The 24,612-nt window shown below is 45.8% G+C and carries 21 protein-coding genes; 4 read left to right on the top strand and 17 right to left on the bottom strand.

Annotated elements, in window-relative coordinates; all coding sequences use genetic code 11:
• Nucleotides 1–36 precede the first annotated feature (36 nt).
• From truA to aroC, 8 genes are all read right to left on the bottom strand, one after another.
• Nucleotides 37–852, bottom strand: a complete 816-nt coding sequence (gene truA, locus H8K32_RS00950) for a tRNA pseudouridine(38-40) synthase TruA (protein ID WP_390312448.1) — start codon at nt 850–852, stop codon at nt 37–39.
• Between the two features lie 75 nt (nt 853–927).
• Nucleotides 928–3,756: a motility hub landmark protein FimV gene (locus H8K32_RS00945; RefSeq protein ID WP_186910588.1), complete on the bottom strand. Its 2,829-nt coding sequence runs from the start codon at nt 3,754–3,756 to the stop codon at nt 928–930.
• Nucleotides 3,757–4,066: 310 nt separating this feature from the next.
• Nucleotides 4,067–5,194 carry an aspartate-semialdehyde dehydrogenase gene (asd, locus tag H8K32_RS00940; RefSeq protein ID WP_186910587.1) on the bottom strand — a complete coding sequence of 376 codons (1,128 nt, stop codon included), beginning with the start codon at nt 5,192–5,194 and terminating at the stop codon, nt 4,067–4,069.
• Between the two features lie 57 nt (nt 5,195–5,251).
• Nucleotides 5,252–6,325 carry a 3-isopropylmalate dehydrogenase gene (gene leuB, locus H8K32_RS00935; protein ID WP_186910586.1) on the bottom strand — a complete coding sequence of 358 codons (1,074 nt, stop codon included), beginning with the start codon at nt 6,323–6,325 and terminating at the stop codon, nt 5,252–5,254.
• Nucleotides 6,326–6,348: 23 nt separating this feature from the next.
• Nucleotides 6,349–6,993: a 3-isopropylmalate dehydratase small subunit gene (leuD, locus tag H8K32_RS00930; RefSeq protein WP_186910585.1), complete on the bottom strand. Its 645-nt coding sequence runs from the start codon at nt 6,991–6,993 to the stop codon at nt 6,349–6,351.
• 8 nt (nt 6,994–7,001) lie between these two features.
• Nucleotides 7,002–7,133, bottom strand: coding sequence for an entericidin A/B family lipoprotein (locus H8K32_RS00925; protein ID WP_186910584.1), 132 nt, complete (start codon nt 7,131–7,133; stop codon nt 7,002–7,004).
• A gap of 21 nt (nt 7,134–7,154) precedes the next feature.
• Complete coding sequence (leuC, locus tag H8K32_RS00920; protein WP_186910583.1) at nt 7,155–8,558, bottom strand: 3-isopropylmalate dehydratase large subunit; 1,404 nt, start codon at nt 8,556–8,558, stop codon at nt 7,155–7,157.
• A gap of 421 nt (nt 8,559–8,979) precedes the next feature.
• Entirely contained in the window at nt 8,980–10,077 is a 1,098-nt protein-coding gene (gene aroC / locus H8K32_RS00915; protein WP_186910582.1) for a chorismate synthase, read from the bottom strand.
• A gap of 280 nt (nt 10,078–10,357) precedes the next feature.
• Here aroC and H8K32_RS00910 point away from each other — a divergent pair, with 280 nt between their 5' ends.
• The 3 genes from H8K32_RS00910 (at nt 10,358) to H8K32_RS00900 (ending at nt 14,899) form a co-directional block, all read left to right on the top strand.
• On the top strand, nt 10,358–12,607 hold the full coding sequence (locus H8K32_RS00910; protein WP_186910581.1) for a bifunctional diguanylate cyclase/phosphodiesterase: 2,250 nt from the start codon (nt 10,358–10,360) through the stop codon (nt 12,605–12,607).
• A 223-nt stretch (nt 12,608–12,830) separates the two neighbouring features.
• Nucleotides 12,831–14,135: a sensor histidine kinase gene (locus tag H8K32_RS00905; protein ID WP_186910580.1), complete on the top strand. Its 1,305-nt coding sequence runs from the start codon at nt 12,831–12,833 to the stop codon at nt 14,133–14,135.
• Between the two features lie 5 nt (nt 14,136–14,140).
• Nucleotides 14,141–14,899, top strand: a complete 759-nt coding sequence (locus H8K32_RS00900) for a LytR/AlgR family response regulator transcription factor (protein ID WP_186910579.1) — start codon at nt 14,141–14,143, stop codon at nt 14,897–14,899.
• A gap of 78 nt (nt 14,900–14,977) precedes the next feature.
• Here the strand turns inward: H8K32_RS00900 and H8K32_RS00895 are convergent, their stop codons facing one another.
• From H8K32_RS00895 to rpsF, 7 genes are all read right to left on the bottom strand, one after another.
• Complete coding sequence (locus H8K32_RS00895; protein ID WP_186910578.1) at nt 14,978–15,985, bottom strand: inorganic phosphate transporter; 1,008 nt, start codon at nt 15,983–15,985, stop codon at nt 14,978–14,980.
• A gap of 108 nt (nt 15,986–16,093) precedes the next feature.
• The gene (locus tag H8K32_RS00890) at nt 16,094–16,720 is read right to left on the bottom strand and encodes a DUF47 domain-containing protein (RefSeq protein ID WP_186910577.1); all 627 of its coding nucleotides are present in this window, start codon (nt 16,718–16,720) and stop codon (nt 16,094–16,096) included.
• A gap of 110 nt (nt 16,721–16,830) precedes the next feature.
• Nucleotides 16,831–18,219: a replicative DNA helicase gene (locus tag H8K32_RS00885; protein WP_186910871.1), complete on the bottom strand. Its 1,389-nt coding sequence runs from the start codon at nt 18,217–18,219 to the stop codon at nt 16,831–16,833.
• Between the two features lie 165 nt (nt 18,220–18,384).
• Nucleotides 18,385–18,837, bottom strand: a complete 453-nt coding sequence (gene rplI, locus H8K32_RS00880; protein WP_186910576.1) for a 50S ribosomal protein L9 — start codon at nt 18,835–18,837, stop codon at nt 18,385–18,387.
• Nucleotides 18,838–18,863: 26 nt separating this feature from the next.
• Entirely contained in the window at nt 18,864–19,148 is a 285-nt protein-coding gene (gene rpsR / locus H8K32_RS00875; protein WP_186910575.1) for a 30S ribosomal protein S18, read from the bottom strand.
• Between the two features lie 9 nt (nt 19,149–19,157).
• Nucleotides 19,158–19,457 (bottom strand): primosomal replication protein N, encoded by a 300-nt coding sequence (gene priB / locus H8K32_RS00870; RefSeq protein ID WP_186910574.1) that lies wholly within the window; start codon nt 19,455–19,457, stop codon nt 19,158–19,160.
• Nucleotides 19,458–19,490: 33 nt separating this feature from the next.
• A complete protein-coding gene (gene rpsF, locus H8K32_RS00865) occupies nt 19,491–19,859 on the bottom strand; it encodes a 30S ribosomal protein S6 (RefSeq protein ID WP_186910573.1) in 369 nt (122 codons plus the stop codon).
• A 342-nt stretch (nt 19,860–20,201) separates the two neighbouring features.
• On the opposite strand from rpsF, the gene lexA reads away from it, so the two are divergent.
• The gene (gene lexA / locus H8K32_RS00860; protein ID WP_186910572.1) at nt 20,202–20,858 is read left to right on the top strand and encodes a transcriptional repressor LexA; all 657 of its coding nucleotides are present in this window, start codon (nt 20,202–20,204) and stop codon (nt 20,856–20,858) included.
• A 331-nt stretch (nt 20,859–21,189) separates the two neighbouring features.
• On the opposite strand, the gene H8K32_RS00855 is transcribed toward lexA, so the two are convergent.
• Nucleotides 21,190–21,813: a hypothetical protein gene (locus H8K32_RS00855; RefSeq protein ID WP_222612974.1), complete on the bottom strand. Its 624-nt coding sequence runs from the start codon at nt 21,811–21,813 to the stop codon at nt 21,190–21,192.
• A gap of 348 nt (nt 21,814–22,161) precedes the next feature.
• Nucleotides 22,162–24,570, bottom strand: a complete 2,409-nt coding sequence (gene lon / locus H8K32_RS00850) for an endopeptidase La (RefSeq protein WP_186910570.1) — start codon at nt 24,568–24,570, stop codon at nt 22,162–22,164.
• Nucleotides 24,571–24,612 lie beyond the last annotated feature (42 nt).

Below are 24,612 nucleotides of genomic sequence, written 5' to 3'. Positions count from 1 at the left end.
GAAATCTGAGAAATCACGCTCAGTAACAATAAAGCACTACAAAAGAGACAAGAATCCAGGCAATTCTATGATATCCGATTGAGGCAAACCCCATTTTTCCTCATAGTCGATTTTCGCCAAATACAAGCCATCCGGCATAAAAGTCGGCGCCGCAATACTTCTATCCTTGCTTTCCAATACTTCCGCCAACCATTCTGGTGCGCGACGCGCCATTCCCACAAACAATAAGGAGCCAACAATATTTCGAACCATGTGGTGCAAAAACGCACTCGCTTTGAGAGTAAATACAATGAGCTCTCCCTGCTGACGAATTTCAATCGAATACATGTGCTTAACCGGTGTCTTCGCCTGACAGCCTGATGCACGAAAAGCAGAAAAATCATGCTCCCCAAGGAGTTTCTCAGCAGCAATGCGCATTTGACTCACATCCAAAGGCCTAAACGCCCAGCCAGCACGCCCCGCCCAGATAGGCGATCGAATCGTGCTATTGTACAAAACATAATGATAAGTTCTCGCTCTCGCACTGAATCTTGCATGGAAGTTATCCTGCGAATCCTCGTCGAGCTCCAACTCTTTAGCCCATTGAACTGCCACACTCGCAGGCAAGAAAGCATTCACACCATTCACCCACGAATACGAAGCACGCTCAAGTGGAGTATCAAAGTGGACCACCTGCTCAATCCCGTGCACCCCCGCATCAGTTCGGCCAGCACAAACAGTCGAAATTTCAGCTCCACAAAACTGAAAAAGGGCCCTCTCAAGCGCATCTTGCACAGTATTTCCCGAAGGTTGTGTTTGCCAACCCTGCCAACCACTCCCATCATATTGCACACCCAAAACGAGACGCTTCACAAGTAAATCCATTCATTCAAAAAACAAAAACGGGCGCCGATTACATGGCGCCCGCAGTATTGCAATCAATTACTTTCAGGCCATTTGCGCCAGCATGGTACCAGCTCTTTCTTTTTGCTCAGCAGTACCACCCTTCAACACCTCATCCAACAATTCACGCGCGCCTTCTTTATCACCAATTTCGTGATAAGCAACTGCGAGATCAAGCTTAGTCGCCATCTCAGCATTAACTGCCGGAGATTCGCTAACTACCGGGTCGGCAGCAACTTCAGCGACATGCGAGGCGTCCGAAGGCAAATCAAGGCTAATACCAGACAGGTCAAACTCAAATGCGGAAGCAGCCTCTGGCATCGACTCATGTGCATCGTGATGATCATCTTCAAGCGGCAATTTCAGCTCTTCAGCAACAACAGGGATTTCCGATTCGAAGTGCGAATCAAAAGCAGGCACTTCGGATTTAGGTTCAGCAAAATCAAGCGCATGCAAATCCTCACCATCAGATGCCAAGTGTGCAGATTGGTGAACTGGCTGTTCTATCGCAGAATCAACAGGTTTACTTTCACCAAAATCAAAGTCAATAGAACCGAAATCTACCTCAGGAATTTGCTCAGAAACGCCCAGCGTAGAATCATGCGATGGTGATTCGGGTATTTGTGGAACTTCGACTTCACCAATTCCCAAATCAAAATCTAACCCAACATCATGACTTTCGGCAACGTGCTCATCCAACGCAACTGAAGCAGAGTGTTCAGACTCTTTCGCTTCGCCGTGCGAGGCAGTATCGATAATGCTTATTGCATCCAACATATCCCGAGACAATGAGTTACCCAACAATGCATCAGGATCAAGATCCTCAAGTGGCTGGGTTGGCGAACCGAGACCAGCTCCATACACCATTTCTGTCTTTGCTTTACCGCCAGCGTACAAAGGATTGCCGGGCTCAAGAACAATCCCCATAGAGGCAGCCTGAGCCCACTCATCGCCCTGACCACTTGTCATCCCGTACAACTCACCTGCGAGGCGCTCAAACAGCTTAGCGTCTTTGCGTGCAAAGTAAATCTCTAATAATTTCAAACGCACCGCATGACGATCAGGTTGTGTACGCAACGCTTCTTTCAGAATCTCTTCAGCCTGAGAATCACGACCATAGGCAATATAGACATCCGCCTCTGCGACAGGGTCAACTTCATTCGCATCAAGCTGACTGGCAGACGGTGCAAAATTGGAATTGAAAACGCTATTATTGGTATCCACACTTTGCCCACCAGTAGAGCCGAACATGGAGTTCGCCTTCATACTGGAGCCAGTCAGGATACTATCTTCAAATTGCTGAAGTTTTTTCTTACGACGATTCATCCAGACACCTGCACCGGCAAGCAACGCCAACAACACGCCACCGCCTGGCAATAACCAGTCAGACATGCTATCAAAGAAGCTTGGTTCCGGTGGCGGTGGCGGCGCAACCACATGACGCTTAGGCTTCACTGGAGTGACAGATGCGGCACTTGCAGAAGTATCAGCAGCACTCGCCACACTCTTTTCTTTTGGCTCAGATGCGGGTACAGCCGCAACGACAGCTGAGCTTGCAGGTGCACTCGCCGCCACATTTACCGCAGAGGATGCTGGAGCACCGACAGCTTTAGCTGCTGGTGCTGGCATTGATGCCGCAGCCCCACTAGCAACAACTTGCTTATCTTTACCCTTTGCATTCAACTCAGCTTCTTTTGCCGCCAAATCTTTATTCTTTACATCGAGAAGACGTTGCAAATCGCCGACATTTTTTTCCAACTCTTTCAAGCGATTGGCCGCTTCCTCAGTTGCCTTTTTCTTGGCGACCTTTTCTTCTTCAGAAACACCCTTACCGTTACCACCTTTTTCCGTTGGACTTGGGGCAGCTTTGGAAAGCTTTAATTTATCCGCTGATTCATTCGTTGCCGTTGGAAGTTCCTTAACCTTGGCAGTAATTGCACCACCTGCGCTCTGCTTTTCAGGCACCTGCTTAGCGGCAGGAGCATGCTCGACATAGTCAGCTAGATGATTACGGTAAGCATTGAAATCTGCCGCATGCGCAACCACGACGGAGTGTGCACCAGGATTACCACCAGCGGTTGATCGCACCGTTTCAGCATCAGGAACGCTGAGTATCTGACCAGCCTTAAGGCGGTTCATGTTTTTACCGGCAAAGGCTTGTGGATTAGCTCTGTACAAACCAACCAACATTTGATCAAGTGAAACGCCATCTTGTTTATAAGAGGCTGCAATTTTACCGAGAGTATCACCAGGCTTGACCGCATATTCGTCAGACGGCGCTTTGTTTGACTGCGCAGGTTGAGACGGAATTTTTTTAGCAAAAACTTGTGAACTTGCACTAGCAGCAACAGACGATGACGGACGCGCCTCCGTTTGATTCGACGTGGAAAATTGTCCCTTATTTACAACAACATTTGGATTAGTTACCTGCGGCGACTGAGAATTTCTTAATTCAGCAGGATCTAACAGGAACGTATATTCACGCAACAATTTGCCATTAGACGAGGTAATTTCTAACAGCATGTCAACGAAAGGTTCATTGATCGGCTGGGCAGAAGAAACCTTAATAACGTAACCTGCACCTTTGGGCTCTATCGCAAAACGCAAAGAAAGTAATGCATTATTGAAATCGATATTCGCCTGACGAAATGCATCCGCAGAAGCCAACTTCGGCACCAGCGTGTCAATTTCATCCCTATTGGGAGACGTAAGCTCGATTTCCGCCCGTAAAGGCTGCCCCAAAGCTGACAGAACAGTTAGTCGTCCCATGCCAGTGGCGTGGGCATTTGACATTAAAAGCAAAGTTGAGGTTACAGCAACACTCAAGGCTTTGTGTCCCAGAGAAATCACAGATGTTCTTTTTTGTTTATGCATTTTGTCTGACATATTGGGAATTTTGCGAACAAAGTTCGCTGGGATAGTCTATTCGTATTGCCGAATGAAGCATTATATTATTTCACGATAGCATTACAAACTAAGCGCTGCAAGCTTAACCCGATTTAACAACAGGGTAAATACATTCAGACATTTAGAGGCCTTCAAGCAACCAGAAATGTTGTTGCCATTTAACAATTCTGAGACATTATTACTCATTCAACAAAAATAAGGACGAAAAAAAGGGAGGTAAACCTCCCTTTATTCAATTTAACTAGCCAGTGAAGGACGACTTTTCAGAAATTAGCAATTAGTCGATCAAAATACGCAACATGCGACGTAAAGGCTCCGCCGCCCCCCACAAAAGCTGATCACCTACCGTGAATGCACCAACATATTCTGGACCCATGGCCAGCTTACGAATACGACCAACCGGAATATTCATGGTTCCGGTAACAGCAACCGGCGTCAGATCACGGATACTCGCTTCACGAGTATTAGGAACAACCTTCACCCATTCATTGTCCGCAGCAATCATTGCCTCAATGTCATCGACCGGGACATCTTTTTTCAATTTAAATGTCAATGCCTGGCTATGGCAGCGCATCGCGCCAATACGAATACAGAAACCATCCACTGGAATTGCTTCAGTACCGTAACCAACGCCTTGCCCAAGAATCTTGTTAGTCTCAGCCATACCCTTCCACTCTTCCTTGGACATGCCATCACCAAGGTCCTTATCGATCCATGGTATCAATGAACCTCCGAGTGGCACGCCAAAATTAGCCGTTTCAGATTCAGAGAATGAACGTTGTTTCGCAATCACCTTACGATCGATTTCCAGAATGGCACTCTTAGGATCATCCAGCAAATGCTTTACCTCTGCATTTAACGTGCCATATTGCGTCAACAGCTCGCGCATGTGTTGTGCCCCACCGCCCGAAGCTGCTTGGTAGGTCTGAGTACTCATCCATTCAACCAGGCCAGCTTTATATAAAGCACCGACACCCATCAACATACAGCTCACCGTACAATTGCCGCCGATCCAGTTTTTTTGCCCTTTTACCAGAGCGTCTTTGATTACTGGCAAGTTAACCGGATCCAACACGATCACTGCATCATCATTCATACGCAAACTGGAGGCTGCATCAATCCAATGGCCGTTCCAGCCCGCAGCCCGTAATTTAGGAAATACGTCATTGGTGTAATCACCGCCCTGGCAGGTAATAATAATGTCGCACTTCTTCAAAGCTTCAATATCATTTGCGTCTTGCAGCGTCTTTTCATTTTTTGCCATCGCAGGTGCCACACCACCCGTATTCGATGTGGAAAAGAATACTGGTTCAATATGAGCAAAATCGTTTTCTTCTTGCATGCGCTGCATCAGAACCGATCCGACCATTCCACGCCAACCTACCAAACCTACCAGCTTCATCATATTTCCCTTAAAGTTTCCCTCTAATTACGCAGGACCACCCTGCCCATCAACAATCACTCAATTTGCCAATGCACGCACCACAGCCGCCCCCATTTCAGACGTTCCAACTTTTGTCGTACCAGCAACATAGATATCCGGCGTACGCAAACCTTGCGCCAATACTTTCTTCACCGCAGTTTCAACTCGATCTGCCTGTTCTGGCTTACCGAGAGAGAAACGCAACATCATCGCCGCAGACAAAATAGTTGCAAGAGGATTAGCAACACCCTTGCCTGCAATATCCGGTGCCGAGCCATGCGAAGGCTCATACAAACCTTTATTGTTCGAATCCAAAGATGCAGAAGGCAACATACCGATAGAGCCAGTCAGACTGGCTGCCGCATCAGACAAAATATCACCAAACAAATTACCAGTCACGACAACGTCAAATTTCTTCGGAGCACGCACTAATTGCATCGCCGCGTTATCGATATACATGTGATCCAAAGCGACATCTGGGTATTCTTTGTGAACATCAATCATGATGTCTTTCCAGAATTGCGAAGTTTCCAGGACATTGGCTTTATCAACGCTGGTCAAACGCTTATCGCGCTTTTGTGCAGCCTGAAATGCTACATGCGCAATCCTACGCACCTCACCCTCTGCATAGCGCATGGTATCAAAACCTTCTCGCTGCCCCTTAAAAGGACCATCCGGGCACTCACGAACACCACGTGGCTGACCGAAATAAACATCCCCAGTCAATTCGCGAATAATCAACAAATCGAGGCCAGAAACGATTTCCGGTTTCAAAGTCGAGGCTTCAGCTAGTTCTGGATACAAAATTGCAGGACGGAAATTTGCGAACAAATTCAGATGTTTACGCAAACCCAAAATCGCCTGCTCAGGGCGCAAAGCGCGCTCAAGGCTATCGTATTTCCAATCGCCAACTGAACCAAACAGGATCGCGTCTGCCTCTTTCGCCAACTTAAGTGTTGCATCGGGCAAAGGATGTCCAGAGACCTCGTAACCAGCGCCACCGACTGGCGCCGCCTCCATTTCAAAGGTTTCACCCAGAGCATTGAGAACCTGAACCGCTTGCTCAACGATCTCCGGACCAATGCCATCACCAGGCAGAATTGCTATTTTCATCTTATTATTTCCTCAACCTTGCTTTAGATCGTATTTGCCAACCAAGGCTGCACCGCGATATGACGTTCTTCAAATGCGCGAATTTTGTCAGATTGACGTAGCGTCAATCCAATTTCATCCAGACCATTGAGTAAGCAATATTTGCGGAATTCATCGATTTCAAATGGGTAGCTCACTCCAGCATTTGTAATCACCAATTGCTTTTCCAGATCAATGGTCAGTCGATAACCAGGGAAGGCTTTGACTTCGTTAAAAATATGCTCAACTTGCACTTCGCTTAACACGATAGGCAGCAAGCCGTTTTTAAAGCAATTATTAAAGAAAATATCGGCAAAGCTTGGTGCAATCACGACTCTGAAACCATACTGATCAAGCGCCCATGGCGCATGTTCACGCGACGAACCACAGCCAAAATTCTTACGGGTCAGCAGAATTGACGCTCCTTGAAAGCGCGCCTGATTCAAAACAAAATCCGGATTTAATGGCCGTTTGCTGTTATCCATACCTGGCTCACCATGATCCAGATAACGCCATTCGTCAAACAGATTCGGACCAAAGCCAGTCCGCTGTATCGACTTCAGAAATTGCTTAGGAATGATCGCATCTGTATCAACGTTTGCCCTATCCATAGGCGCAACCAAGCCACTATGTAAATTGAATTTTTCCATGGCTTGATTTATTTTTTTCCGACACTCTCAACGGCTTCACCCGCTTTTTGCACATCTTTGCCCAAACCTTGCACGGTATTGCAAGCGCTCAGAATAGTGACACAAGCAACACAAGACATGATTGCGAAGATTTTTTTCATTACTTTTTCCTTTAGCAAAAATTATGCGAGTGCTCGCACATCAACAAAATGACCATGAATACCCGCGGCGGCGGCCATTGCAGGAGAAACCAAATGAGTACGACCACCCTGCCCTTGTCGTCCTTCAAAATTACGATTGGAAGTAGATGCACAACGTTCACCAGGTTCCAATCGATCAGCATTCATTGCCAGACACATAGAGCAACCCGGTTCGCGCCACTCAAAACCGGCATCGCGGAATATTTTATCCAGACCTTCTCGCTCAGCCTGCTCTTTCACCAGACCAGAGCCTGGCACAACTAAAGCGAGCTTCACATTAGAAGCGCGGAATTTACCACGCACAACAGTAGCAGCGGCACGCAAATCTTCGATGCGGGAATTTGTACACGAGCCAATGAAAACCTTATCGATACGGATATCTGAAATTGCGGTGTTCGGCGTCAATGCCATATACACCAGCGCTTTTTCTATCGCATCGCGTTTAACTGCATCTTTTTCGAGATCCGGATCTGGCACTCGGCTATCAACCGCCACCACCATTTCAGGCGATGTTCCCCACGTCACTTGCGGCTTAATCTCAGCGGCATTCAAAGTAACAACCATATCAAATCGCGCTCCCGCATCTGAATGCAGCGTGCGCCAGTACTCAACAGCCCTATCCCAATGCGGACCCACCGGTGAAAATGGACGACCTTTGACGTAATCCAGAGTAGTCTGATCAACGGCAATCATCCCTGCTCGGGCCCCCGCTTCGATCGCCATATTACAGACCGTCATGCGACCTTCCATCGACAGACTACGAATAGTGGAACCGGCAAACTCAATCGCATAACCTGTACCGCCAGCCGTGCCAATTTTACCAATCACCGCCAGCACCACATCCTTTGCAGTGACACCAGCAGGCAAAGCACCGTCCACCTGCACGAGCATAGATTTGGATTTTTTTGCAATCAAGGTCTGAGTCGCCAGCACATGCTCAACCTCTGACGTACCAATGCCATGCGCAAGACAGGCAAACGCGCCATGCGTGGAAGTATGAGAGTCACCACAAACCACCGTCATACCCGGCAAAGTGGCACCTTGCTCTGGCCCAATAACGTGCACGATACCTTGACGCCTATCGTTCATACCGAAATAAGTCAGGCTAAATTCTTTGGCATTACCGTCCAGGGTCTCTACCTGCAGACGCGAGGTAGGATCATCTATGCCATTTGCACGGTTAGTGGTAGGCACATTGTGGTCAGCCACCATCAGGTTAGCGGAGTCGCGCCATGGCTTACGACCTGCAATTTTCAAACCTTCAAACGCTTGCGGGCTAGTAACTTCATGTAGCAAATGACGATCGATATATAGTATCGCAGTGCCGTCATTTTCAGAGTGAACTACATGTGATTCCCACAATTTATCATAAAGCGTTTTAAGCATAATCTAAAGCCTGAAAAGAGATACTAACGAGTGTAAAACGGATGGGCAGAACTGCGTGAATACCTGAGAATTCACAGAAAAAAAATCGTTTTTGATTATGCCACAATTGTGCGACGCAAAACCAAGCTGAATCGCAAAAAACGAACTTGATTATTCAATACAAAAATCAGCTTTGCTGAATATCACCAAATTTTCATAGGCTTTCTTCAAGCCATAATTGAAATAACCAACAATTATTTTGGTTACATAGATCGCACGAATTAAATAAAAGTGGCTTAATTAAAAATTCTCGAACCCGATACCGCCACTAATATTTTTTAGAAACACGCCACCGATCATCATCTATAAACCGAAAACTAAGATACTCCCTCACAGACGCGACCAGCGTCAATAAGGGAGAACCGCAATCAAAGAGGCCCGATTATTTGACGAAGGAAAATTGCGCCTTTGGGACATCAGCACATTGCGCACGATGACGCAAAGCATGATCCATCAACACCAGCGCCAGCATCGCCTCAGCAATTGGCGTTGCCCGTATGCCAACACAGGGATCATGTCGACCAAAGGTCTCGACAAGCGCAGGATTACCTTCTTTGTCGATAGAATTTTTAGGTGTTCGTATTGATGAAGTAGGCTTAATCGCCATAGAAACGATGATATCCTGTCCAGTAGAAATACCACCAAGAATACCACCCGCCTTGTTAGTCACGAAGCCATTCGGCGTCAACTCATCGCCATGTTCAGAACCACGCTGCGCGACAGAAGCAAAACCTGCGCCAATTTCCACGCCTTTGACGGCATTAATGCCCATCATCGCATACGCAATTTCCGCATCTAACTTATCGTAAATCGGCTCACCCAACCCCACTGGCACATTGGTCGCAACGACATCAATTCGAGCACCGATGGAATCGCCATCTTTACGCAACTCATCCATATACGTTTCTAGCCGCTCAATCAAACTAGCATCTGAAGTAGGCGCAAAAAATGGATTTCCAGCAGCAAATTGCCAATCCTCAAAAGGAATGACAATTTCACCCAGTTGCGACATCCCGCCTTTAAACTCGGTACCAAATTTCTCCTTCAACCATTTTTTTGCAATTGCTGCAGCACCCACTACTGGCGCTGTCAGACGTGCCGAAGAACGACCGCCACCACGAGGGTCGCGAATGCCATATTTATTCCAGTAGGTAAAATCTGCATGACCAGGACGAAAGGTCTCGGTAATATTGCCATAGTCCTTGCTACGCTGATCCTGATTGCGAATGAGCAAAGCGATCGGAGTGCCGGTGGTTTTACCTTGATAAACGCCCGATAAAATCTCCACGGTGTCAGGCTCCTGCCTTTGCGTTACATGCCGCGAAGTACCTGGACGGCGACGATCAAGTTCAGGCTGAATATCCGCCTCTGACAAGTCCATGCCCGGAGGACATCCATCAATTACACAACCAATCGCCGGCCCGTGCGACTCACCAAAAGTTGTAACAGTAAAAAGCGTACCAAAAGTGTTGCCTGACATAATATTTTGCATTCAAGATTAAAAACGGAATTTAAATCATTTTAACAGCCTTATTGCCAACACTCTATGCACAAACCAACAAAGCAATGAGACAATGGGGATAGATGTGACATAAAAATAAATGTGCTGTAGAGTATTCTCAAGCGCAAATAGTGTTTTATTATTGCCAAAGAAGAATACATGAGGCTTGGCTGCCGTCACTTTTAGTGTCATAGTTCAACCGGAAACAATTAAATAGGTCTTGCACAGAATATATGCCAAGCATGGAGCAGCATTTCAGATGACTTCAACGATTCACTCTTCCGAAGACGATCTGGTTTTTCTAGACGAACCAGAGCATGATGAGTTTTCGGCTGCGTCCAAGGCTGACTCTAGTTGGCGCGTCATGATCATTGATGATGATCCGGATGTCCACTCGGCGACCACTTTTGCCCTCGGCAGTCTTGAAATCCAACATAGGCCACTGAGTTTTCTTCACGCCTACTCTGCCGCAGAGGCGCGCAGCATTCTGGAAACTGAAACCGACATTGCAATTATTTTGCTTGACGTTGTAATGGAGCAAGAAGATGCCGGGTTGCAACTGGTTAATTACATCAGAAAGACATTAGAGCTGGCTGATGTTCGCATTATCCTCAGAACTGGCCAGCCAGGTTATGCCCCGGAAATTGATGCGATCCGCGATTACGATATCAACGATTACAAAACCAAATCCGAACTAACCCGTACCAAGCTTTATACAGCCGTCACATCCGCTATTCGCTCTTACGAGCAGATTTGCTCTATTAGTGCTAGCAGACGCGGACTAGAAACGATTATCAACGCCAGTACTGAACTCATGGCATTGCACGGATTGCAAAACTTCGCATCTGGCGTCTTAACTCAAATCAACGGTTTACTGGGTTTAACAGCAGAGGGTTTTGTCTGCGCAAAACAAAATACACTCGGCAGAGATATCGAGGTTGACGAATTACGTATTATCGCGACCACTCCGCAATTTTCCGACCTGCTAAATCAACCAATTGCAGCGGTACCCGATACAAAAATTCTCGACATCGTCACCCGATCACTCAACGAACGCAAAAGCTTGTATGAGGCAGACATTTCTGCGCTCTACTTCAACAACGTCGCCAAAAAAGACTTTACCTTATATCTGGATACGGGATTACATCTCAATGATATGGATAAACGTCTGCTTGATGTATTTTGCAGCAATGTCTCAGTTGGTCTGGATAACGTCGTTCTGAACTCTCGCTTACACAATTATGCGTTCTACGATCTGCTGACTGGATTGTCAAATCGTCTGAAGCTTCTACAAACTCTCAATGAGACATTGGTATCGGAACTCAAAACACGAAGCGCCCTCTCCCTAATCGATATTGACCATTTTGCCGAAACCAATGATGCCTTAGGTCATCAGTTCGGGGACTTATTACTTTCCGCAGTAGCAAAGAGATTACTTAAAGCATTTGGCAATACGTGTCAAATCGCGCGCGTTGGTAGCGATACCTTTGCACTACTGGGCGATCAGCATCAAGTTTGCCCCGAAAATATATTGGCGCTTTTCAACACGCCTTTTGAAGTCGACCTTCAGGACGTCCAACTCACCGCTACCATAGGTTTGATAAAACTTGACGATTATGATGGTGACGCATCTGAAGCACTGAAAGATACCAATATTGCACTAAAACGGGCAAAGACCCATCAACGTGGCGGCTACGAATATTTCACTCGCAACATGGGCGTAGAAATTCGTGAACGCGTGCTACTCATGCATGCTTTGCGTGCCGCATTTGAACACGAACGCCTATTCCTGGTTTATCAGCCACAAATCGACATGACCACCGGCAAGGTACTAGGGGCAGAGGCTTTGTTGCGCTGGAAAACTGATGACGGAAAATTTGTCCCTCCCGACCAATTTATTCCGATTGCAGAATACTCGGGCCTGATCGTTGATATTGGTGAATGGGTATTACGCAGTGCCTGCCATGAGCTGGTTCATTTACGTAGCCTTGGCTATGTCGATTTCCAAATGGCCATCAACGTATCACAGGCGCAATTCTCCCACCCATTGTTCATGCAAACACTGCACAAGGCACTTGAAGAAACGAAGGCCCCTCCTAAATTTGTAGAGCTCGAAATTACTGAGTCGATGGCAATGAAAGACCCCGATCTCTTGATCAAGACCTTACATCAGATCAAGCAATTGGGCGTTAGCATTTCTATTGATGATTTCGGTACTGGTTTTTCATCTTTAAGTCACTTGCAAAAACTCGATGTCGACAAATTAAAAATCGATCGCGCATTCGTCAATGACATCCAGCTTGATACAAACGAAGGCAGCATTGCCAAGATGATTGTTCAGCTTGGACAAAATCTTGGCCTGTCGATCATTGCAGAAGGTGTGGAAAATCAGATGCAAGCAGACACCCTGATCAGCTTCGGCTGCCATCTCGCGCAGGGCTACTTCTATGCAAAACCGCTCACCAGAACTGATCTTCATGCATGGTTGAAGCAAAAAGAAAACATCTGAACTTCTTTTGAAGCTTGAGCAGATAGGCGGTACGCAACAGTCGTGCCGCCTATTTTTCATTCTACTCCCGAGATTTTGCCGACTATCGCATACCGATAGCGAATTCAAGCCTGATTATTTACAGTAACAACATCTGGCAAATGAATTCAATAATATTTTTGAAACAACGGTGCTCACAACTAGCAATAAGTTATGCGCACCAAGAGAAACGAGGCGAAAAGATATGACCCCATCTACCATGCAATCGATCAAAGAAGCTATCAAAGAAATACGCCTTTGGCTGAGTATTAGTTTTGATAAAACAGCAGCATGGGTGACTAAGCTCTCTTGGTGGAAGTTCTTTCTTTTTGCCATCATCACCATGACCGCGGGTGCCATTCTCCAGGATATGCTTTTCACCTCCAAAGAAAGCATTGTTATCACTAACAACAAGCACGCTCAGAAGCAAAAACGCAATCCACAATCGCTGGACGATGACACGAACATAGAAATTGATGACACCGGTATACATATTCGAAAAAACAATGGCGATGGCAAAGCAAAACAAATCGAAATTGACAGCAACGGTGCAAAAGTACGCGTGGACCCACCCCCACCCCCGACGCCAGCGACACCACCAGAATCAGCATCAAGTGAAACAACAACAGAGCCAAATAAAGTACACACCTCAGGAGATGATATCCACATCAAGCTCCCCCCTGAAGTCGCGAAAGAAATTGGTGACGAAATTAACAATGCCGTTGCAGACGCAGCCGATGAAGAAGTACGTAGCTACAAAAAAACCTCTTCCAAATGGTTTGTAAACTTCGTCCTCCTTGCAATTTTTGGCCTGTTTGGCATGAAAGTACTGATGGGTGGAAAAGTCCGCGCCGAAGAAAAGGCCAAGGCAGCAGGCCTTGCAGCAGAAAGAGAATCACTGCTGCGTCAGGTAAGCGAAGCACAAATGCAAATGATGCAGGCTCAGGTAGAACCACATTTCTTGTTTAACACTCTGGCGTCAGTTGAACATCTGATTGAAACGGATCCACCACGTGCGGCAGCAATGCAACGCAGCCTGATCAGCTATCTCCGCGCCGTTTTACCACAGATGCGTGAAAATGCCACCACCACGAATCTCGGCCGCGAGGCTGATATGATCAAGTCTTATCTCGATTTACTTAAAATGCGTATGGAAGAGAGGCTCAATGTCGATTTCAACATGCCAGAAGGATTGCGTAGCGCCTCGTTCCCACCGATGATGCTGCAATCTCTGGTAGAAAATGCGATTAAGCATGGCTTAGAATGCAAAGAGGATGGCGGCACCATACAATTCCGCGCCGAAGTTGCTCATAATAAATTACGCGTCAGCGTCAGCGACAATGGTTTAGGCTTTGGCGCTATGCCTAGCAACGGTACTGGTCTTGGTTTACAAAATATTCGCGAACGGCTGAAGCTTATTTACAAAGAAAAAGGCCAAATGATTATTACCCCCAATCAACCAAGCGGAGTTTGCGTTACTATAGAAATCCCTTACGAATTAGCCAATTAAAAACTATGCCAACCGCAATTCTCGCTGATGATGAAAGACTAATGCGTGACCAACTTAAGTCACGCCTGGAACAGGTGTGGCCAGAACTGGAAATACTAGAAGAAGCAAAAAATGGTGAAGAAGCTATCCAGCTCGTTGAAAAGCACCAACCGGACCTGGTCTTTCTGGATATACGTATGCCCGTAAAAACCGGCTTAGAGGCAGCAAAAGAAATTGGCAATAAAGCACATATCGTTTTCATCACTGCCTATGACCAATATGCGATAGAAGCATTTGATCACGGTGCAGTTGATTATGTACTCAAACCTGCCGATGTTGATCGACTCAGCAAAACTGTTGATCGCCTCAAATCGCGCCTGAATAGTCATACGCAGCCAAACGACATGAGCGCTATGTTGAGCCAGTTAGCGAAACAAATGGGAATCGCCAGCAAACCAAATTATCTGCAATGGATACAAGCATCGATTGGACAAGAGTTACGCTTAATCCCTGTCGAAGAAATTCTCTTTTTCCAATCAGATGAAAAGTACACCAGGGTGCAAACGGGGAGCTATGAGGCACTGATCCGCAAACCAGTGCGAGACCTATCAGAAGAACTTGATCCCGCTTTATTTTGGCAAATTCATCGCTCCACCTTAGTTAACGCCAAAGCTATTTCCGGCGTGGTACGCGACTTACGCGGACGGCATTTGGTTCAGATCAAAGGCTCAACCGAAAAGCTCGAGGTATCGAGAAGCTTTGTCCACCTATTTAAACAAATGTAAGCACTCAACATCAATATAAAAAACCGCACAGACAAAACGTCATACGCGGTTTTTTATTTTTGCCAGCTCAGGTGAAAATCAAAGTACGTGATGCCCTATCCACCAAGCGACTGCAGCAACGAAAGCAGATGCAGGAATCGTCAATATCCACGCCCACACAATATTACCCGCGACGCCCCAGCGCACGGCAGACATTTTTTGCGCCGACCCCACACCAACAATAGCGCCAGTAATGGTATGCGTAGTCGACACCGGAATACCCATTGCAGTAGCGATAAATAAAGTAATAGCACCACCGGTTTCAGCACAAAAACCTCCGACTGGCTTCAACTTAGTAATTTTTTGTCCCATTGTTTGCACAATGCGCCAACCACCAAACAAGGTACCCAAGCCAATCGCGCTATAACAAAGCGCAATCACCCAGACGGGAATTCCGTCATTTGGTGCCAAATGGCCGCTAGCAATGAGTAACATCCAGATAATGCCAATGGTTTTTTGCGCATCATTGCCACCGTGGCCGAGGCTATACATGGATGCTGACAACAATTGCAAACGTCTAAACCACTTATCAACCTTCATCGGCGTGGAACGCACAAACAACCATGAAACAATCAACATCATGAGCGAGCCAAGCACAAAGCCCAGCAATGGTGAAACCACGATGAAGACAATGGTTTTTACCAGACCTGAAGCAACCAGACTTCCGGTACCGGATTTGGCCACCGCTGCACCTACCAAACCACCAATTAAAGCATGCGAAGAAGACGAAGGAATGCCAAAGTACCAGGTCACGAGGTTCCAGAACACGGCGCCGGTCAAAGCCCCAAATATCACGTATTGATCAACAATCGCAGGATCAATCGTCCCCTTACCTACGGTTGCGGCTACAGTTAAAGGAAAAAACAAGACGGCAATCACGTTGAAGAATGCAGCCATCGCGACGGCCGTTTGTGGCTTTAAAACACCGGTAGATACGACGGTAGCGATCGCATTAGCCGCGTCATGAAAACCATTAATGAAGTCAAACAAGATTGCCAGCGCAATCAAAAAAACAAGAACTTGTATGCTGATCTGGAAGGTTTGCATGGGGAAAATCAACTCTATTTTACTTACCCTCATGGGAGGGTAAAATTTTTTTCAACAACTTCGCACCGGGATCGCTAATAGTACGACCCCGGCACATCGATACCACTATCAGGCATTCTCAACAATAATGCCTTCAATAATATTGGCCACATCTTCGCAACGATCCGTCACTGTTTCCAGAATTTCGTAGATTGCTTTCAATTTAATCAAATTGCGCACATCTGGCTCATCACGGAACAGTTTTGACATCGCTGCACGCATGACATGATCAGCATCAGATTCAATGCGATCAATTTCCTCGCAGATAGTCAGAATTTCGCGCGAATTACTCATGTTTGGCAGCAATGCCACTGCCGCTTTCACTTTTTCAGCACAAGCCAGGCATAGTTCTGCCAAACGTTTCGCCTCAGGAGTGATTTCACGTATGTCATACAAAGATATCGTCTGCGCAGCATCCTCAAGCAGATCCAAAATATCGTCCATCCTAGTGATCAACTTATGAATATCATCTCTGTCGATTGGCGTGATAAATGTCTTATGCAGCAATTCTATTGTATTGAACGTGACCGTATCTGCTTGCTTTTCAATCGTTTCTATTGCATGAACACGACTTTCGAGATCATCAAAATTGGTCATCAAGGCAAGCATTTCCTTCGCCCCTTTAACGCACAATTCACCGTGCTGATTGAAGAGTTCAAAGAATTTACCTTCGGTAGGCATCAAGCGTCCAAACATTTTTTTCTCACTGAAAATAGAAACTAATAGGGTTACAACTTGCACATGTTAAAAATACATATGCACTTAAAATTTTCCGCTGCAAATAATTCAGCGGCTTCAAATCAGCATTACTCACTGTCTCCGTAGACAGACAACGAACCAACATAATTATCAAACTTGGTGTATTCGCCAAGGAAGGTCAGGCGCACACTACCAATCGGACCATTACGCTGTTTACCAATAATAATTTCTGCGGTACCTTTATCCGGCGAATCGGGGTTATAAACCTGATCGCGGTAAATAAACATAATCACGTCAGCATCCTGCTCAATAGCGCCGGATTCACGCAAATCCGACATCACCGGACGTTTATTTGGGCGTTGCTCCAATGAACGATTCAACTGGGAGAGCGCGATTACCGGGCAGTGCAATTCTTTTGCCAGACCTTTTAAGTTTCGGGAAATTTCCGAAATTTCAGTCGCACGATTTTCACCGGCAACGTTGGCGGACATCAACTGCAAATAATCGACAATAATCAAACCCAACTTACCACACTGACGCGCTAAACGACGTGAACGGGCACGCAACTCAATCGAACTCAACGCCGGCGTTTCATCGATATATAGTTGCGCATCGTTCATTTTTTGGATCGCATGAGTCAGACGTGGCCAATCTTCATCGCTTAATTTACCAACACGCAAACGACTCTGATCCAAACGACCTACGGAACCCAGCATACGCATCGCCAATTGGGCACCACCCATCTCCATGGAGAACACGGCAACAGGCAAACCGCTATCAATTGCCACGTTTTCACCAATATTGAGCGAGAACGCCGTTTTACCCATCGATGGACGACCAGCGACAATAATCAAATCACCAGGCTGCAAACCCGAGGTCATTTTATCTAGATCTACGAAACCGGTCGGCACACCAGTAATATCATTTTGGTTATCCCGGTTATACAACTCATCAATACGCTCAACGACTTGCGTCAGTAAAGGCTGAATTGCCTGAAAACCTTGTGCGCCGCGAGATCCTTCTTCGGCAATAGCAAAGATTTTAGACTCTGCCTCGTCAAGCATTTGCTTCACTTCTTTACCCTGAGGGTTAAACGCATTGCCAGCGATTTCGTCTGAGACAGTAATCAATTTACGCAACACACCGCGGTCCCGTACAATCTCCGCATAACGGCGAATGTTGGCGGCAGATGGCGTGTTTTGTGCAAGGGCATTCAGGTAGCTTAAGCCACCAACATCATCCGCTTTACCGGCGCTATTAAGGGCCTCAAAAACAGTAATGACGTCAGCAGGCTTGGAGCCATTGATAAGCTTAACCATGCATTGAAAGATAATGCGATGATCATAGCGATAGAAATCATCCTCACCAATAAAGTCAGCAATACGATCCCAGGCGGCATTATCTAGCAAGAGGCCACCAAGAACAGATTGCTCTGCTTCAATGGAATGTGGAGGGACGCGAATAGCGTCAATTTGTGGATCAGAAGCGGCTTTCATGGCGCGCATTATACCTGCTAAATCGAGTTACTATTAGATACAAATGACGAGAATAACGAGATGTTTTTTTCAAACAACATCATAAAAATCATATAAATTATTTTTAACACTCATAAAAAAAGCCGGGAAAACCCGGCTTTTTTAAAGTAAGCATTGAACCCGCTATTAAGCGTGCTCGCCGATCACTGAAACAGTAACGTTGACTACTACGTCTGTATGCAACGCAACAGAAACGGAGTGGTCACCAGCAGTCTTCAACGGACCTTGTGGCAAACGTACTTGTGCTTTTTCTACAGTAACGCCATGCTTTGCCAACGCTTCAGCGATGTCAAAGTTAGTAACGGAACCAAACAAACGACCATCAACACCAGATTTTTGCGTGATTTGGACGGTAGAACCTTCCAATTTTTCGCCTTGAGCTTGTGCTGCTGCCAATTTAGCTGCCGCTGCTTTTTCCAATTCAGCACGTTTCGCTTCGAACTCAGCAATTGCAGTTGCAGTTGCACGACGAGCCATACGTTGTGGGATCAAGAAGTTACGAGCGTAACCGTCTTTCACTTTAACTACATCACCGAGATTGCCGAGATTAACGACTTTATCCATCAGAATAACTTGCATATTTTTCTCCTAGTACTTGTCGTCAATTACGCGTTATGCAGATCTGTGTAAGCCAACAACGCTAAATAACGTGCGCGCTTGATCGCTGTATCAACTTGACGTTGGTACTTAGCTTTAGTACCTGTCAAACGTGCTGGCATAATTTTGCCGTTTTCTTGCACGAAATCTTTCAATGTGTCGATGTCTTTGTAATCAACTTGTTCTACACCTGCTGCTGTGAAGCGGCAGAATTTTTTGCGTTTGAACAAAGGATTTTGTTGCTGACGCTTTTGCTTCAATTTGCTTTTATCAAATTTTTTACCGAATGCCATTTTAGGCTCCTAATCTAGTAAATTCGTCCCGATTTCATTAATGTGAAACACGAGACTTTTGCTGTTGCGATTTTTACGTGCTAAAAATCCAGTGAACACCATTTCAACATCAAGAGGCAAATCATCAAATTGTTTTGAAATACTTCCAGCTGCCTGGGCATTTATTTCAAATTCTACTTTTCGATCAATATTTGCTTCTGTTTGCTGCGAACCATGTATCAGCACTGCTGCTGCAATAGGCACCCCTGCTGGCGTATATCGCAAGGCTGATTTCTCAACAATGCGCGCCACGAGTTTTAATTGGTTCACTTTCTTTTTATACGACCTTCTTCAAATCAAAAATTAAGCAGCTGGTGCTTCAACGCGCTGTGCTTTAGCTGCGTCTTCTTTTTGAACAGCTTTCATCATTGGAGATGGAGTTGTTTCAGCTTTTTTCATTTTGACTGTCAGGTGACGCAGAACAGCATCATTGAATTTGAATGCTGTTTCCAGCTCAAGCAATGTTTCTGCATCGCACTCGATGTTCATGCAAACATAGTGTGCTTTAGCCAATTTTTGAATCATGTAAGCCAGTTGACGACGGCCCCAGTCTTCAACGCGGTGAACCTGACCACCACGTGCAACAACGCTAGCTTTGTAACGTTCGATCATCGCAGGAACTTGCTCGCTTTGATCGGGATGTACGATAAATACGATTTCATAATGACGCATATATTCTCCTTGTGGACAATAAAATAGCCTGCCTCGGCGTCAAGACGAGTGCAGGAAGAGGAAAGCCGATGATAATAACTCACTTTTTTGATTTATTCAATTAATTCAGGCACATAGATCGTAAAAGCACATAAAACATGGCTTTTTTAGAATATATGCAACATTTCACAGTCACTGTACGCACTGAAAATAAAACCAAGCACAATAAGAAGCGCTGCAACACCGTTGAAGAATTTTTGCTTAAATCTCAATTAAATCAAAAATTCCCTTGCACATATTGCTCCACTGTATAAAAATACAGACTGTCTATACATACAGCGCTATTACGGCGCGGCACATCCCATGCTAAAGCTCACCGCCCGCCAGGAGCAGATCCTGAACCTCATCAAGGACGCCATCCAGAACACCGGCTTCCCTCCGACCCGCGCCGAAATTGCGACTGAGCTAGGATTTCGCTCCACCAATGCAGCAGAGGAACATTTGCAAGCACTCGCCAGAAAAGGCGTAATAGAAATTGCCGCTGGCACCTCGCGCGGGATACGCCTGTTAGAGTCGGAATTATCGAACCACATCACCGGTCCATCCTTCAACCTACCGCACCCTGCAAGCATACAGTTTAGCTTGCCACTCGTAGGGCGTGTAGCCGCGGGCTCACCAATTTTGGCGAGCGAACACATAGAAGCAAGCTACCAGGTAGACCCGGCTTTATTCTCAGCTAAACCAGATTTTTTACTCAAGGTACGCGGCATGTCTATGCGTGATGCCGGCATTCTGGATGGCGATCTACTAGCTGTCAAAAAAGCCGACAGCGCCCGCAATGGCCAAATTATCGTCGCGAGACTGGGGGACGACGTCACCGTTAAACGCTACAAAAAAACCGGCAACCAAATCGAGCTAATCCCGGAAAATCCCGATTATTCCACCATTAAAATCAGTGATCATGAAGCAGATTTTTCATTGGAAGGTCTAGCTGTTGGTTTGATGCGGAACTGGGTTTAAGTCACAAAAAAAAATACACCAAGTCAAATCGGAAGTATCCGTACGGAAATTTTTCGACACATTAAAATTAAACGTACGGTATTCCGCGGCATTTACTAAGTTCAATACTGATCATCACAAGATTGACACACCACCCCATCCAATTCACCCAAACAGCATTGCGGCACGTACTACACCTACTCAACAAACTAACTTCGGAAGCTAAATTGACAATAATTTTTTATGTTGACCGACTTAGTTGCACCCGTTGCTGACGTTGACGAACCTGAATAGGTTAAGGTGTTGACTCTCAGTGAATATTGACGAGCCGACGCCAACAGGTTTGAAAACTCTAGTTAATCGTAGGGCTCCCAGAGAGGTGATTGAAGAATTCACCACCGTCTGGAGTGCAAAATGAACGAAAAATCCAGTCTCCCACCCTATTATCTACCGCATGAATAAACGGAAGCGGTGCTTTTGACGCGGATGTGAGAATACGCACTTGCACTTTACCCTCACTCAAGAGTCCAAATATGATGTCTTGAATTTCATTAATAACATTAGAATCTTGAAGAAGATACTTTTCTATGTGCGTATCTTCCTTGATCGGCATGTCAGCTTCAACCTTCTTAAGAAGCGAGTCATAGTATGAACCAGCGTTTGGATATTTTTCGACTTGCGATTTAATATGCTGAATTAATATTGACGGAGAAATAATAATAACGTACTGAGACCAAATGTGATAAAAAAACGGCCCATCCACATGTCGGCCGAGCAAAATCTTGTGTATTACCCTGTTTGCACCAGGTTGCGAAGAGCAACCAATGTTCGGAGGCGTCTCATTTTTTTCGGACGAAGCTTCCTGGTAAATTTCGTTAGCTTTACCATAAGCTGCGCTTAACAAGAGCATAACAAAAAGAAGAGCGTGTTTTACATTCATGATTTCTTTGGCTGATATAACTTCACCTGCTGGCACCGCCTGTTGTTGGTCGTAATTTATAGCTTATATAATAACTTAATTACTCGGCAGCGCACCCATAGTTGACGCTCAATGTTTGCATACGGTCCGACATCTAACTCATCAATACTGAAAATCTGATAAATGTGTGCAACTCAAAAACACAACATCGCCGGATTTAAACTAATGCACATCACCTTACAGCAAGCTGCTGATTAGTTGGGATAGCCCTATAAGTTAGAAACACCCAATGTATCTCAGATGCAGTTTTTCCAATAGTCACAGTTACAGAAACAAATTCTGAAAATAAAAACGCCCGAAATATATTCAGGCGCTTTTAGACTTCACAAAGATATTCGTGGTTAATTAATGCTTCACAACCGTTAAATCTTTAGTTGCATCAACCGCCGGAGCAGCCGCCACTTCTGCTTCAGTTTCCGGCAGTGGTTCAGGTTGGCGCTCGAGAGCGATTTCGAGCACTTTATCGATCCAACGCACTGGCACGATCTCCAGTTTGTTTTTGACGTTATCAGGTATTTCTGCCAGATCTTTTGCATTCTCTTCTGGAATCAATACCGTTTTGATGCCGCCGCGATGTGCTGCCAGCAACTTTTCTTTGAGACCACCAATTGGCAATACTTCGCCACGCAAGGTAATCTCACCCGTCATTGCCACATCTGCGCGAACTGGAATACCCGTAAACACGGACACCAATGCAGTGGTCATCGCAATACCAGCCGATGGTCCATCTTTTGGCGTTGCCCCTTCAGGGACGTGAATGTGGATATCACTTTTCTCGAAAACATCTGCCTTGATACCTAGTCGTTTAGCACGGCTACGAACCACAGTACGAGCTGCCTCGATTGATTCCTTCATTACGTCACCCAAAGTACCGGTACGTATCACACCACCTTTACCTGGCATTGCTACAGCCTCAATCGTCAACAGATCGCCACCCACTTCAGTCCAGGCCAGACCAACCACTTGCCCGATTTGATTTTCTTTGACTGCCACACCAAAATCGTAACGACGAACACCGAGGTATTTGTCGAGATTTTTTGAAGTGATTGTGGCTTTTTTCTCATTCTTCTTGAGCAAAAGCATTTTCACAACTTTGCGGCAAATTTTGGAAATCTCACGCTCAAGCGATCGCACACCTGCTTCACGGGTGTAGTAACGAATGATGTCGCGAATCGCACTTTCTGCAATGCTAATCTCAGCCTCTTGCAGACCATTATTTTTAATTTGTTTTTGCAACAAATAACGTTGTGCGATGCTGGTTTTTTCGTCTTCTGTATAACCGGACAAACGTATCACTTCCATACGATCCAGCAATGCCGCTGGGATATTGTAGGAATTCGACGTCGCCACGAACATTACGTCAGACAAATCGAAATCCACTTCAATGTAGTGATCCGAGAACGTGTGATTTTGCTCAGGATCCAACACTTCCAGCAAAGCAGAAGAAGGATCACCGCGGAAATCGGCACCCATTTTATCAACTTCATCGAGCAAGAATAAGGGGTTGCGCACACCTACCTTGGCCAGACTTTGCAAAATTTTTCCTGGCATAGAGCCGATATAAGTACGACGATGACCGCGAATCTCAGCTTCATCACGTACGCCACCGAGTGCCATACGAACAAACTTGCGATTCGTTGCGCGCGCGATCGACTGACCCAGCGACGTCTTACCCACACCCGGAGGACCAACCAAGCACAAGATTGGCGCTTTCAGCTTATCAACACGTTGTTGAACTGCAAGATATTCCAGAATGCGTTCTTTGACCTTATCCAGTCCATAATGCTCGTCTTCAAGCACTTTTTCGGCGTTCGCGAGGTCGTTATTGACCTTGGATTTTTTCTTCCAAGGCAAACCGACGATGGTATCGATATAGTTGCGTACGACCGTTGCTTCGGCAGACATCGGCGACATCATTTTCAGCTTTTTAAGCTCGTTTAAAGCCTTATCACGTGCTTCTTTAGGCATTTTGGCAGCAATGATCTTTTTCTCAAGCTCATCGATATCAGCGCCCTCTTCACCTTCGCCCAATTCTTTCTGAATCGCTTTGACTTGCTCGTTCAGATAATATTCGCGCTGCGATTTTTCCATCTGGCGCTTAACACGCCCACGGATACGCTTTTCGACCTGCAGAATATCCAATTCGCCCGCAAGTTGACCAAGTAAGTGTTCAAGGCGTTTGGCAACACTGAAAATTTCCAGAATGACTTGCTTTTGCTCCAACTTAAGCGGTAGGTGAGCAGCAATTGTGTCCGCAAGACGCCCTGCATCATCAATACCTGATAACGATGCCAGGATTTCTGGTGGGATTTTTTTGTTTAACTTAACGTATTGATCAAACTGCTGAACAATGGCACGACGCATTGCTTCAACTTCGGAATCATCTTCCTCAACCGCAGCAACAGGCGTCAAATCAGCAGTGAAATGTGAGTCGGAGTCATGAATTTTATGAATACGTGCACGCTGCGCACCTTCCACTAAAACTTTTACCGTACCATCTGGCAATTTCAACATTTGCAAAATATTGGCAACACAGCCTATTTCGTAAATGTCATCAGCCGATGGTTCATCTTTTGCCGCTGCTTTTTGCGCAGCAAGCATAATACTTTTACCTTGATCCATCGCTGCTTCCAAAGCTTTAATTGACTTTGGACGTCCGACAAACAGCGGAATAACCATATGGGGGAATACAACCACATCACGCAACGGCAGCAGAGGCAGTTGGATTTGCTCGGGATTCAGAGTAGTCGTCATGGCGCACCTTTCGTAAATACTAGTTGTTAATGTTGGCGCACA

Source organism: Cognatundibacterium jejuense (assembly GCF_014284255.1).
Taxonomy (GTDB): domain Bacteria; phylum Pseudomonadota; class Gammaproteobacteria; order Burkholderiales; family Burkholderiaceae_D; genus Undibacterium; species Undibacterium jejuense.
Note: the sequence above shows the minus strand (reverse complement) of the source record. Positions and strands in the feature narration are given on the sequence as shown.

Bases quoted from the DNA above. Each gene is read 5' to 3' on its own strand.
- H8K32_RS00945 (WP_186910588.1), bottom strand. From the start codon at position 3,756: ATGCATAAACAAAAAAGAACATCTGTGATTTCTCTGGGACACAAAGCC.
- asd (WP_186910587.1), bottom strand. From the start codon at position 5,194: ATGATGAAGCTGGTAGGTTTGGTAGGTTGGCGTGGAATGGTCGGATCG.
- leuB (WP_186910586.1), bottom strand. From the start codon at position 6,325: ATGAAAATAGCAATTCTGCCTGGTGATGGCATTGGTCCGGAGATCGTT.
- leuD (WP_186910585.1), bottom strand. From the start codon at position 6,993: ATGGAAAAATTCAATTTACATAGTGGCTTGGTTGCGCCTATGGATAGG.
- H8K32_RS00925 (WP_186910584.1), bottom strand. From the start codon at position 7,133: ATGAAAAAAATCTTCGCAATCATGTCTTGTGTTGCTTGTGTCACTATT.
- leuC (WP_186910583.1), bottom strand. From the start codon at position 8,558: ATGCTTAAAACGCTTTATGATAAATTGTGGGAATCACATGTAGTTCAC.
- aroC (WP_186910582.1), bottom strand. From the start codon at position 10,077: ATGTCAGGCAACACTTTTGGTACGCTTTTTACTGTTACAACTTTTGGT.
- H8K32_RS00910 (WP_186910581.1), top strand. From the start codon at position 10,358: ATGACTTCAACGATTCACTCTTCCGAAGACGATCTGGTTTTTCTAGAC.
- H8K32_RS00905 (WP_186910580.1), top strand. From the start codon at position 12,831: ATGACCCCATCTACCATGCAATCGATCAAAGAAGCTATCAAAGAAATA.
- H8K32_RS00900 (WP_186910579.1), top strand. From the start codon at position 14,141: ATGCCAACCGCAATTCTCGCTGATGATGAAAGACTAATGCGTGACCAA.
- H8K32_RS00895 (WP_186910578.1), bottom strand. From the start codon at position 15,985: ATGCAAACCTTCCAGATCAGCATACAAGTTCTTGTTTTTTTGATTGCG.
- H8K32_RS00890 (WP_186910577.1), bottom strand. From the start codon at position 16,720: ATGTTTGGACGCTTGATGCCTACCGAAGGTAAATTCTTTGAACTCTTC.
- H8K32_RS00885 (WP_186910871.1), bottom strand. From the start codon at position 18,219: ATGAAAGCCGCTTCTGATCCACAAATTGACGCTATTCGCGTCCCTCCA.
- rplI (WP_186910576.1), bottom strand. From the start codon at position 18,837: ATGCAAGTTATTCTGATGGATAAAGTCGTTAATCTCGGCAATCTCGGT.
- rpsR (WP_186910575.1), bottom strand. From the start codon at position 19,148: ATGGCATTCGGTAAAAAATTTGATAAAAGCAAATTGAAGCAAAAGCGT.
- rpsF (WP_186910573.1), bottom strand. From the start codon at position 19,859: ATGCGTCATTATGAAATCGTATTTATCGTACATCCCGATCAAAGCGAG.
- lexA (WP_186910572.1), top strand. From the start codon at position 20,202: ATGCTAAAGCTCACCGCCCGCCAGGAGCAGATCCTGAACCTCATCAAG.
- lon (WP_186910570.1), bottom strand. From the start codon at position 24,570: ATGACGACTACTCTGAATCCCGAGCAAATCCAACTGCCTCTGCTGCCG.